Origin of the sequence: Chloroflexus sp. MS-CIW-1 (genome assembly GCF_030444705.1) — a bacterium.
Classification (GTDB): domain Bacteria; phylum Chloroflexota; class Chloroflexia; order Chloroflexales; family Chloroflexaceae; genus Chloroflexus.
The window spans coordinates 127,501-139,444 of record NZ_JAUBWR010000003.1 but is presented as its reverse complement, the minus strand read 5'-3'; the positions used below and the strand labels follow the sequence as shown (position 1 = coordinate 139,444).

The window sequence follows — 11,944 nt, the reverse complement described above, 5'->3', positions numbered from 1 at the left end:
CACCTACCCCCCCGGCCCCCCTTCCTCTCCCACGCTGTGGGCGAGGAAGGGGGGAGGTGAGCGGAGCAGGGGCGATTCTGCGCTGCACCGAGGCCATGAACCAGCTCCCCCCTCTCCCGCAGCGCGGGAGAGGGGCTGGGGGTGAGGGCTGCCCGCAGCATCCCCCTGGCCCGCTTACCCAAGTGATGGCGGGAATCAAGCGTTATTGACAGTGGATGCGTGCAGTACTACCCTCCTACCGCTGTGCTTGCGCATCGAGGTAGGCCAGTCCTTCCTTCGCGTAGGGATTGTCAGGATCGAGTACCAACACATTCTCGAGCGCCACGCGCTGGTCTTCGGGATCATCTACTGCACCACTCAGCCAGAGCCAGGCTTCGGGAATCTGTTCGTTTAATTCAACCAGCTCAAGGAGTAATGCCCGTGCCCGTTCCTTATCGCCACGTACCAATGCCTGAGCACCTTCGTAGAGTAATTCGGCTTGACGACGGTCAAGCGGCGGCATAGTTCATGCTCCTTTCTGGACACCGGTACTCGCCCCACGGCGAGAAATCTGCACCACCTCGGCCAGGATACTCAGGGCAATCTCTTCAGGGGTTTTTGCGCCGATTGGCAGACCAATCGGGCCGTGGATGCGAGCTAGCTCTTCTGGAGTGAATCCTTCGGCAGCCAACCGCTCGAGACGACGGGCATGGGTTTTGGGGCTTCCTAATGCGCCAATATAACGTGCCGGTGAACGCAATGCCACTCGTAACGCCGGATCGTCGAGCTTGGGATCGTGGGTGAGTACAGCAACACTACTGCGCGCATCAAGCCTACCGGCCAGCGCCTCATCAGGCCAGGCCAAGATCAGTTCATCAACGTGAGCAAAACGCTCTGCGGTTGCAAATGCGTCTCGGGCATCAATCACCACCGTGCGAAAACCCACGATCTTCGCCAGCGCAGCCAGCGCAATACTGATATGAACGCCACCAACCATATACAATGTTGGCGGTGGAACGAAGCTCTCGACGAAAATGGTTACTTCCGGTGTCAAAGAGACGGTCTGCGTTTCCCCTGCTGTGAGTAGCGGTAAAGCGACCTGTACCGCTTGCGCTGTCAACTCAGTATCGCCGAGATCACCAACCGTCTGTCCATCGGGCCTAAGCGCCATCTTTGCCCCGATCAACTCACCCGACAATACTGTTATTGTAGCCAGCGGCTGACCGCTTCGTACCGCTTCGCGCACCAACTCATAGATCGTGCTCATACGCATTTCCTGCAATGGGGTTTATTTAACGTAATGGCTCAACCAGGACATCAATGGTACCCCCGCAAGCTAGCCCTACTTCCCACGCCGTCTCATCGGCAACCCCAAAATGAAGCAACCGGGTCTGGCCTGTTGCAATGGCTTCCTGGCAGGCCTCAAAAACAGCCCCTTCAATACACCCGCCGCTCACCGAGCCAATCATTGCGCCGCTCGATGAGACTGCCATCTTAGCTCCAACCTGACGTGGCGATGACCCCATCGTTCGTACTACCGTCGCAATCGCCACCTGTTCACCGCGAGCTAACCAGCGATCTATCGCATCGAGAATATCGTGCATTGTCTTACCACTCCTTTGCTCTACCTCAATCGGCTACGCTTGACTGCACCGTAGGCTGACGCTGGCGACGTACATCGTACCACTGCCACAGCCAGACCCCGCCCACAATAGCGACTCCGATAATATCTGTTAGCAGACTGGGCCAGAAACAGAGAAATGTCCCGAACGCAGCGATAATCCATTCCCACCACGTGGTTTTACGTACCAGGTAAAACATCGAAACTGCTGAGAAGGCGATGGTACCGAGCGTTGCTGAGAACCACGACATTGCCACTTTGCTCCACTCGACATCAATCAGAGGCTGACCACTTGCTCCGATCATAAGGATCTCTGGTGTAAAGGCAAAGAGCAGCGGCATCACATAGAGTAATTTCGCAAATTTGAACGATGTCCATCCGGTTTTCCAGGGATCGGCGCCAGCGATCGCTGCGCCGGCATACGCAGCCACACATACTGGCGGAGTAATGTTGCTATCCTGGCTAAACCAGTAGACGATCATGTGAGCGGCCAGAATTGCCACACCCAGATCGCTTAAGGCGGGGACTGCAATCACGGCAGTAATTAGGTACGCCGCCGTTACCGGCACGCCCATACCTAGAATCAACGAGGCAATCCCGATAGCAGCACAGCTACCAACAAGTTGCCACCACTCAGGCTCACAATGATATTGGCAAACCGCTGCCCGACACCGGTGGCGTAAATGGTACCAACAATCATCCCAATGACCCCTACTGTAGCGCCGATGACCAGGGTATCACGTACACCTTTCTGAATTGCCTCATTAATGGTCTTCATCACTCGCACTGTGCTGCGCAGAAAAGCGTGAACGATTGTCCCACCCTGTGCTGCCGGATTTTTGAAATCGACCTGATTTTCGGGTAAGAGATACATCAATGGGATACAAGAGAGGATTGACCAGAAGGCCGCATATCCTGGCGAAAAGCCACGGGCCAGCATAAAGATAATGACAAACAGCGGTAACGACAGATACCATTCGTTACGAATAATCTCCCAAGCCGTATGTTCAGTTTTGATCCCCTTGAGGCCAAATTTCTTGGCCTCAAAATGCACCATCGTCAAAACGGAAAGGAAATACAGAACTGCCGGGACAACCGAAATCGCGACAATCACCGAATAGGGAGTATTGGTCAATTCCGACATCAGGAACGCGCCAGCCCCCATCACCGGCGGCAGAAATGCACCACCAATCGAAGCCGACGGTTCGATTGCCCCCGCCACGTGCGGACGAAAGCCGGCCCGCTTCATCATTGGAATCGTGAAGGTACCGGTACTAACAGTATTGGCGATTGCACTGCCGGAGATCGAACCAAACAACGCCGACGACAGCACAGCCACCTTGGCTGGGCCACCGGTACTTTTGCCAGCTAATGCCAACGGCAGATCAATAAAAAAGCGACTGGCGCCAGCCTTGTTGAGAAACGCACCGAAAAAGATAAACAGAATAACGTAGCTCACCAGCACGTTGGCCATCACGCCGAACACACCTTCCTGATCAAGGAAGAGCACGGTGGCGACCCGCTGCCATGGTTGACCACGGTGTGCAAAGGTTTCAAGGACTGGAATGTCGTATAGAACGAAACCAAATCGCAGATAGAGAATAAAAAAGAGACCGATCAGCGTCATCGACCAGCCTAAGACCCGCCGGGCAATCTCCAGCGAGATGATCAGACCAATCACACTGACGGTAAAATCTGTAGGGTTATAGGCGCCTGCTCGCCGTTGCAGAGATGGGTAATTGAGAATAAAGTAACCTACCACAATGACGGTGATAACAATTAAGACAAGATCGAGAATCGTAGGCCCACCTCGTGGTAAGATAATGACCCGCAACGGTGTCGGTAATCGTTCGGCCAGACTGTTTAGCCAGGGCTGCAATGGGTTCTTCTTCCCAACCGCCGGATAGAGCAACAACACCAGGATATAGGTCAACATCACATAGATACCACGCTGCCACTGCACCGGCGCCGGCAGCGTTCCAGCAGTGTAAATATAAAAACCGGCCATGCCGACTGCAATGAGAGCAACAATTGTGCCCCAAAAGCGTCCTAGGGTTCGAGTCGGTTTCTCTTCTTGCTCAAGGTATTTGCGCGCCTTTTCCTGATCAATCTCATCGCTGGTTGGCGTGATATCAGTGTTGTTCAACTGTTTCAGGTCAGACATAAATCCCTCTTAACCAAGGCGTTACTAGAGGAAGCACTGAGCTTCCTCTAGTGTCAACTCAGCTTCCCCGTTGCCACCCAACGTGAACGACTACTTTAGATTATCAGGGATCTGCACACCCTGTTCAGTCCAGAATTTAACTGCACCGGGATGCAACTTATTGGCAATACCGGTGATGCCAACCTCGAGGCCCATCTCTTTGGCTGAAGGATGCGCTTCGCGCAGTCGATCCAGACCACCTTCAAGGTACACCGCCTTGAGTGCCTGATACACAATGTCTGCTGGTACATCAGCATTAGCAACCCAGAGTGCGGTATCCTGGAAGCTCATCACATCGTTCGGTACACCATCATAGGCGCCACCGGTCAGTGCCCGCTGCGAATAGAATGGGTACTGCTGGAAGAAGCCAGCTTCCACACCTGGGGTATAGATATCGATCAGCTTAATCTTCGTCGCTGCAGCGGCTTCACGTACCGAAGCGTTCGGGAACCCGGCCAATACCCAGAAGCCGTCAAGCTGACCATCGGCCATTGCCGCGGCTGCCTGTGAGTAACCAAGATACTCAATCTTTATCTTATCAAAGAGACCCAGCGCCTTAAAATAACGCTCGGCACTGAGAGCCGCACCTGAGCCAGCATTGCCCAGCGCGATCCGCTTCCCAACTAGATCGGCAACTGAGTTAATGCCACTCGCTTCACTCACCACCAGATGTGCCACTCCACCGTAGAGGGGCGCAACCGGCATCACCTTATCGTACACTGTTGGATCGTCGGGTAACTGCCCCAATGCGCCTAGCGCTACGTCGCCTGAATAGACAATCCCAAACTGCCGGTCACCGGCATTGACCGAGCGCAGATTCTCGGCCGAACCACCAGTACCCTCAGCCGTAATGTCGACGCCGGGCACTTTCTCTTTGATAATCAAGGAAAGGATATCAGCATATACCTGGAACACACCACCAACCGGTCCACCACCAAATGCGTAACGGAGAGTCTGTGCAGGGGCGGGGGCAGGAGCCGATTGACCGTCCGCAGGGGCTGCTGTCGGAGCAGTTGTTGGCGTCGTGGTGCCACAGGCACTGACTAGCAGCATTGCTACTACCAGGAATAGCACACCGATACGCGAAACCACTTTGTTTCCTCCTTTACTTATGGCAACCGAGTAAGCTGATTATAATAGATTATACTTGATTTAGCTCGTGCTGAGAAGAAACTTTATCAACGAAACGAGGTGCCAGCTTGACGATTCTTAACCGTTGTGTTCCATTTCAGCGTGATGTTAACGGTATCACGATTGCCGGGGCGATTGGCGGTAGTGGGCCACCGTTGTTGTTGCTCCACGGCTATCCACAGACGCATGCGATGTGGCACGCTATAGCACCGAAGCTGACCGAGCAATTTACCGTTATTGCCGCCGATTTGCGTGGCTACGGTGACAGCGCAAAACCGGCGGACGATCCTGACCATACGCCTTACAGCAAGCGGGCAATGGCTGCCGATATGGTTAACTTGATGACGCAATTTGGCTTTACCCGCTTCTTTGTCGTCGGTCATGACCGTGGTGCGCGCGTGACCCACCGGATGTGCCTTGATTATCCAGATCGGGTGGTACGAGCAGCGGTGCTCGATATTGTGCCAACCCACTATATGTACCTGACAGCCGACCGCGAATTTGCGACGGCGTATTATCACTGGTTCTTTTTGATTCAACCAGCGCCGTTGCCAGAAACGCTAATTGGTGCCGACCCCGAATTCTGGTTGCGTAGTAAGCTAGCTCACTGGGGACGAACTCCGACCGCATTTACAGAAGAGGCAGTTGCCGAGTACCTGCGTTGTTTCCGCAATCCGGCGACTATTGCTGCTAGTACTTGACCACACTGGTCTCATAGGGTATTCTTTCTTCCACACTCCTCTCGTGGAGGGAAGGAGCCATGCCCAGACCCAAAGCATACGTGGTGACGCTGACCGAAAAGGAGCGCTTGTCCCTGCGTGATCTCCTGAAGAAGGGGGAAGTGAACGCCCGGATGGTTACTCGGGCCCGGATTCTGCTCCTTTCAGCAGAGGGCGCGACCGATCAATCGATAGCCGAGGTGCTCAAGGTGAATCCGCAGACGGTGCGGAACATCCGAAAACGGTTCGGAGAGGAGGGGCTGGAAGCCGCTGTGCAGGAGCGCCCCCGGCCTGGCGCCCAGCCGAAACTGGACAGCACACCGGAGGCGTTCCTGATCGCCCTGGCCTGCAGCGCGCCGCCGGAGGGCCGGGAGCGCTGGACGATGCAGCTCTTGGCCGACCGGCTGGTGGAACGGAAGATGGTGGAATCCCTCTCCGACGAAACGGTGCGGCGGGTGTTAACAAAAACAACCTTAAGCCCTGGCAGAAGCAGCAGTGGTGCATTGGACAGATTACTGCGGACTTCCGCTGGCGCATGGAAGATGTGCTAGACCTGTACGCCGAACCTGACGACCCACGACGACCGGTCGTCTGCTTTGACGACCGGCCGTATCAGTTGGTGGCGGATGTCCAGGCGCCCCTGCCGATGGAGCCGGGGCGTCCGCAGCGGGTGGACGACGCATATGAGCGGCAAGGATGCTGCAACCTGTTGTTGATCGTTCACCCCCTGACGGGCTGGCGGGACGTCCACGTGACGGAGCGGCGGACGAAGGAGGACGTCGCCCGCCAAATGAACCGGCTGGTGGATGCAGTCTTCCCGGAGGCAGAGGAGATTCGAGTGGTGCTGGACAACCTGAACACCCATACCCCAGCTGTGCTGTACCAGACTTTTCCACCAGAGGAAGCCCGACGGCTGACACGGACGTTGGCGTTTCACGCTACGCCGAAGCATGGCAGTTGGCTGAACATGACAGAGATCGAGTGCTCCATCCTGGCTCGCCAATGTCTGGATCGGCGTCTGCCGGATAGAGAGAGCGTACGCCGAGCGGTAGACGCATGGGCACAAGCCCGTAGTGAAGTCCGGGCTACCGTGCAATGGCGGTTCACCACGGCCAATGCCCGGCTCACGTTTCGTCGCTTTTATCATCAGTAATCAGTGTGGTCAAGTACTAGTAGCAAACAGACCGTTTTTTACAATCGGGTAGGTTGGGCGAGAACTCATTTGACTCGAGCGGGACTCCTTGAAATGACAAGCCGCTCATATTACAGAATAACTGAGCGTGGTAAGCAAGTACTGGCAGGTAATCAATCCATCACGAATTGACATGAGATTTCTCGCGCAATTTCCTGAATATATTGAATTCCGAGAAGGTGAGAGTTTGCGTCGCAAACTCAAAGAACCAAGAACCGATGAAGAAGAGCAAACGCCAGAAGAAATTCTTGAAGCTTCCTATGAAGAGATACGATCCGGTTTAGCTCTAGAACTGTTGAGTCTGGTCAAAAAAAGTTCGCCCTCTTTTTTTGAACGTCTTGTGGTCGAACTTCTTGTCAAAATGGGATACGGAGGATCTCATCGTGATGCAGCACGAGCAGTAGGACAAACAGACGATGAAGGGATAGATGGCATTATTGATGAAGATAGACTCGGTCTTGACACTATCTACATACAAGCCAAGAGATGGGAACGTGTTGTGGGCAGACCTGAGATACAGAAATTTGTCGGTGCACTTATGGGAAAACGATCAAAGAAAGGAATATTTATTACAACTTTATCGTTCTCTAAAGAAGCTTTAGATTATGTATCAAAGATTGACGCTAAAATTGTGCTGATTGACGGAGAACCTTTGGCAGAATTAATGATAAGTAACGACGTACCAACTCAAACGCATTGATTCCGATTATTTTAGTAATGGTTAAAGAGTGCTGCCCAACCCGTGCTCACGCCTGACGCCGCGAAGCACAGCGGAGCGGCGTTAGGCGAAGTGCAGATCGTTGGAAGCACAACAGCAAAAAGATATTCACAGCAAAAACATGTCATGGATAACATGCGATCATTTCAGTTGGCATAATAAACTCTTTGCTGTAAATTCATTATTGAACCCGATGCCTTCTCTTTTGGGAGCGTAGTTTGGTGTATCTTAGGACGATCAGATCGGTCTAGGCTGTATCCGTCCTGTCGCTGTGACCATCGTTCATCAGTTCTGACATCCATAACTATTTCCGATTTGCAACCGCCTGATGGCTACACCGCTAGCGCTGGCGTTTGCACTTTTGGGGTAAAAGACGAGAACTGTGAAATAAACTACATCCAAATCCCCCTAGATAAATAGGGATTTTTGTGTTAGATTAGACGAAATGGCGGAGTATACAGAGGTACAGCAGCCATGGAGTTGCTCTAATGTCCATCGTAACAGTATTAGGTCTGACAGAGGATGCTCTAATCGGAACAACTTCTTCCTCGGAATATTCATCCGAAGGAGGAACTCCTACATTTGACCGAATTCCATTTCGCGTCAAAGCAGGCCGTCGTCCTAATCTCAATACTTTCGTAATAGCCCTCCGTCAAGGTGACGACAGAAGAGCGCACTATGGCCGGATAATTGCCGGTAGCGAACTGAACTTACGTGCCAGGCCCGGAGGCATGCAGAAGGACGATGCCTATGGTATGCAACGCACAGATATTCGTTCATCGGAGCTTTCCCCCGATCTTGTTCGAGTAATGGAAATCGAACTTCTCGGAGAGATCTGCGTCAAGGACGAAAACTCTCTGGAGATTGCCGAGCCAAGCCAACTTCCTCATACAGGACAACCGGTGTATGAACTGCCTGCTACAATCATCCCAAAACTTCTGAACATTCCCGAAAAAGATGATGATGCAAACGATAAGCCGACCAGTACTTCAGGGCTTTATCTGGGGAAAATTGAATCGGGTGGGTACAGCGTACCGTTCTTTTTACCCAACACTGCGATAGCCCGTCACGTAGCCGTGTTGGGGAAAACCGGCGTCGGAAAGAGCTATGCCGTTGGCGTGTTGATGGAAGAACTCTACGAGAAACGAATCCCGATACTCTCATTTGATGTATTAGGTGATAATGAACAAACTGCGAAAGATTTAAAGGGTGTACACATTCAAGCCGGTACCGACCAATTCAGAGTGCCGTATTCTATCATCGGGATAGAGGAGTTCCTACCTTTCATTCCGGGTCTAACCGAGAGACACCGTGAGGTGATTGGCGAAGCCTATATGAAAGTCTTTTATGAAGCCTGGGAACAATTAGACGGCGGGAGAGTTCCCGACCTTCAGTGGGAGGCGCTATACGAAGAAATGAGGGAAGTGGGGCCTAACATAACAGACCAAGCAACAGTCAACCGAGCTATCACCCGAGTCCAATCTGTTGCGCGCCGCACGGCTCTATTAACTGCTGGCGAAGTAGAATGGGCAAAGTATCTTACCGAAATGCCGTTTGTAAATATATACGTTGGGGCATTGGGACAAGAGCAACGGAATCTGGTAGTCGGTGCAACGGCAAGAATCCTACAAAGGCTACGACGACGGAATCACATACCGCCTTTTGTTTTGGTCATTGATGAGGCCCATTTATTCTTACCTGGAGGAATCGATCCACCACCATCAACTCGAGTCTTGAGGGAGATGATCCGTACTGCCCGCCACGACTCGGTAGGGGTTGTATTGTTGAGTCAAAGCCCATCTTCAATGGATCGCCAAATTCTGCTTACCTGCAATACCCGTATACTTTTTGCTTTGGATCCCGAGGACTTACGGGTGGTTGCAGGGCAAATCGGAGATTTGCCGGAGGAGACGATAAAGCGCATTCCCAGAATGCCCCGTGGCACGGCAGTATTCACATCCGGAATGGATATTATGCGTCATGCCGTCATCGTCAAAATACGCGAGAGAACTTTCACTACCCACGTTGCCGAAACTCCCGATTTACGTGAGGCTGTTGAAAAATGGCGCAAAGAACATTAGACACATCAGAACAGCAACAAGTGGCCGAAGCAATTCTTGATGTGCTGCGCAAGATTGCTGGCGATATGGTAGGCTTGTCCTTTCGTGACCTGCTATTGCAGCTGCGCGCACGAAATCTGGTTGTTACGGAAGACAAGATACGAAGCGCTGTAAGTCAATTGTTGGACGAAGGCAAAATAGAGAAGCGACCTTCGCCGGAACGGAGGGGAAGCTTTTGCTTTAATCTGCCCGATCAGGGTATTTCTCAAATATCCCTGTTTGATTTTCAAATAAGCCGTGACGAAGTCGAGCAAGAAGAACGAGACGGACTGGATCTCTGGCAGAGTGATGAGGACGAGCGTGAACGTATGACCGTTTCGGTTATGGAAGGAATCGCCCGTGGCCATGCTCTTGAGGAAAATTACGCCAGGTTGGTTCATGATATTGCTCCTGTTATTGCCGACGAAAACCCCGTTGACCTTGTTTTAGAGATTGCTGATTGGGTAGTTAATAACTTGAACGATTTGGCGGAAAAGATAAGGTCAGCGGGGTTGGGGGCACAAAGCGAAATCCAACGGTTAACTAGGGAACTCGGGTTTAGGCGATCAAAAGCAGAGAGTTTCTTTCAACGGCTTTGGAGGCTGGATCGCTCGATAGGAAATGTAAGGGGGATTCTCGATATTCCGACCGTGCCGCAAATGCTCAGAGGTAGTGGAATAAGATTTGATAAAGAGGCAGCCAAATGCCGTCTTCAGGAAAGGATTGTCGGAAACAAGGTTATAGAGATCATAACAGCACCTGAAAACCATCATAAGGCGGCGGTCGGGACGGATGCCTCGGTGGGTGATGTGATGGTAGAACATGCACGTGGAAGTTTTATACCGCCAACACCAGCGACCCTTTTTGTTTCTGCTGGCGCAATGCGAGTGCTTGACCGGCAGAATGCGCTTAGCTACTGGGACTACGACTTGGATCCGCGCGAACTCCGGCGATACAGAGACTTAGATGCAGCCGTAGAAGGACTGCTGATCTCGCCGCATCTCCGCCGAGAAGTCATCACGGATTTCCGTCATTTGCGTTCTGCCGCTATGGAATTGCGCCAATATGCGGAGGAGTTACGGATCGTCCAACAACAATCCAAATGGCATCCTATTAGCGGAGTGCCCGAAATCCAACATCCGCCCGCCATCACATTACTGATCCGTGATGGTCGTATTTTTCCACTGGTGCATCGTCTGGATGACTATGACGGGGCCAGCGCCCCCGATGATATTTTATACGGCGAAGTCGTTCGGCGGGAAATCCGCACTTTCCAGAGAGTATTTCACAATACGGCCGGTAACGGACGTTTAGGTGCGATTTATGGAGGTGCAGTAAAATCACCCGAGTATTCCTGGCTGGCAATGATCACTTTCTGGTACTTGCATGTTAGGGGCGGACATCAAGAGCTTGCCGATACTTTCTACCGCCCACCGTTGAACGACCAAGCCGTGACGCACCTGTTGTTCTGGGGACTGGCGGAGTCGAAACCGGATCGGGTTTTCGGCGATACACGGAACACGTTTGTAACGTTCCGTGCTCTCAGACGATTCTCCGATATAGCTTTTTTCCCTCACCCCCGGCCGCTTACCGACGATACGGGCAAGGTTATCCGAACGGTTCAAGAAGACGAGATAGACGATTGGCTTGCTTACATTCAGCAACATATCAGCGAAGCGAATCGGAGGTATGACCAGCATAAACGAGGTATCCCCGCATTGACCACAATTGACGAATACAAACCTTTCATTGACCTTTGTCATCGCGCCGGAGTTGCAATGTTTTACGCCGCTCCTGCTCGGATGTATAGAGCTACGCTGAGCGATCGGGCGCACTTTTTTACACCTCGTTGGGAAATAGCAATTGACCTTCAGGCGAAGAATCTAAGATCGGAGATCGGGCGTTGTATCGCAGGGTTGATGGCTTGGTTGGTAGAACAAGACGGTCTGGTACCTGATGAATCTCACGCTGTCGGGGGATTTGATGAAGTGACCGAAGGTTTGCCACTGTTTATTCCCAACGTTGTGATGGAGGCCCACAAAGCGGTTGGATACGGCCGCGAGCGACATGCGACTGATGTACAGGATGAACTCCAGAAGCTGGTGGCAGATATTCGCGCCGGACGATTGGATTTCATAATGCCATGATCGGAGAAGAATTCTCTTATCTGTCGAAAGCTGGCGCCGAATTATCCAGGCACAGAATTGCGGAAACAGAGTTACCATGGCGGAAATATCGAACGCCCTATCGAATATTTCTGGCAGAAATGCTACTCGTCCGTA

10 protein-coding genes and 2 pseudogenes (1 of these 12 cut by a window edge) are annotated in these 11,944 nt (G+C 52.3%); 7 read left to right on the top strand and 5 right to left on the bottom strand.

Annotation, left to right across the window (positions count from 1 at the left end; genetic code table 11):
- Nucleotides 1-235 precede the first annotated feature (235 nt).
- The 5 genes and pseudogenes from QTO31_RS17705 to QTO31_RS17680 all read right to left on the bottom strand — a co-directional run bounded on the left by QTO31_RS17705 (nucleotide 236) and on the right by QTO31_RS17680 (nucleotide 4,895).
- Entirely contained in the window at nucleotides 236-502 is a 267-nt protein-coding gene (locus tag QTO31_RS17705) for a hypothetical protein (protein ID WP_301430427.1), read from the bottom strand.
- A gap of 3 nt (nucleotides 503-505) precedes the next feature.
- Nucleotides 506-1,246 (bottom strand): XdhC family protein, encoded by a 741-nt coding sequence (locus QTO31_RS17700; protein ID WP_031461202.1) that lies wholly within the window; start codon nucleotides 1,244-1,246, stop codon nucleotides 506-508.
- Nucleotides 1,247-1,271: 25 nt separating this feature from the next.
- On the bottom strand, nucleotides 1,272-1,583 hold the full coding sequence (locus QTO31_RS17695) for an XdhC family protein (RefSeq protein WP_028457354.1): 312 nt from the start codon (nucleotides 1,581-1,583) through the stop codon (nucleotides 1,272-1,274).
- A 25-nt stretch (nucleotides 1,584-1,608) separates the two neighbouring features.
- Nucleotides 1,609-3,764 (bottom strand): annotated as a pseudogene (locus tag QTO31_RS17685) (TRAP transporter permease).
- A 90-nt stretch (nucleotides 3,765-3,854) separates the two neighbouring features.
- A complete protein-coding gene (locus QTO31_RS17680) occupies nucleotides 3,855-4,895 on the bottom strand; it encodes a TAXI family TRAP transporter solute-binding subunit (RefSeq protein ID WP_301430419.1) in 1,041 nt (346 codons plus the stop codon).
- A gap of 107 nt (nucleotides 4,896-5,002) precedes the next feature.
- On the opposite strand from QTO31_RS17680, the pseudogene QTO31_RS17675 reads away from it, so the two are divergent.
- The 7 genes and pseudogenes from QTO31_RS17675 to QTO31_RS17650 all read left to right on the top strand — a co-directional run.
- Nucleotides 5,003-5,629, top strand: a pseudogene (locus QTO31_RS17675) (alpha/beta fold hydrolase); the annotation flags it as partial.
- Between the two features lie 65 nt (nucleotides 5,630-5,694).
- Nucleotides 5,695-6,806 (top strand): IS630 family transposase gene (locus tag QTO31_RS17670; RefSeq protein ID WP_301430417.1). Its coding sequence is split into 2 segments (ribosomal slippage): nucleotides 5,695-6,115 and nucleotides 6,115-6,806, totalling 1,113 coding nucleotides; the frame shifts between segments, so codons are not numbered across the junction.
- 3 nt (nucleotides 6,807-6,809) lie between these two features.
- The gene (locus tag QTO31_RS19370) at nucleotides 6,810-6,977 is read left to right on the top strand and encodes a winged helix-turn-helix domain-containing protein (protein WP_367620658.1); all 168 of its coding nucleotides are present in this window, start codon (nucleotides 6,810-6,812) and stop codon (nucleotides 6,975-6,977) included.
- A gap of 55 nt (nucleotides 6,978-7,032) precedes the next feature.
- On the top strand, nucleotides 7,033-7,545 hold the full coding sequence (locus tag QTO31_RS17665; RefSeq protein ID WP_301430416.1) for a restriction endonuclease: 513 nt from the start codon (nucleotides 7,033-7,035) through the stop codon (nucleotides 7,543-7,545).
- Between the two features lie 506 nt (nucleotides 7,546-8,051).
- Nucleotides 8,052-9,644, top strand: a complete 1,593-nt coding sequence (locus QTO31_RS17660; protein WP_301430415.1) for an ATP-binding protein — start codon at nucleotides 8,052-8,054, stop codon at nucleotides 9,642-9,644.
- Between the two features lie 20 nt (nucleotides 9,645-9,664).
- Nucleotides 9,665-11,809, top strand: a complete 2,145-nt coding sequence (locus QTO31_RS17655; RefSeq protein WP_301430414.1) for a hypothetical protein — start codon at nucleotides 9,665-9,667, stop codon at nucleotides 11,807-11,809.
- Nucleotides 11,806-11,944 carry the beginning of a hypothetical protein gene (locus QTO31_RS17650; protein ID WP_301430413.1) on the top strand. Its footprint extends 521 nt past the window's final position, so only the first 139 of its 660 coding nucleotides appear in the window; its start codon is at nucleotides 11,806-11,808; the stop codon falls past the right edge of the window. The genes QTO31_RS17655 and QTO31_RS17650 overlap by 4 nt, the downstream gene beginning before the upstream one ends.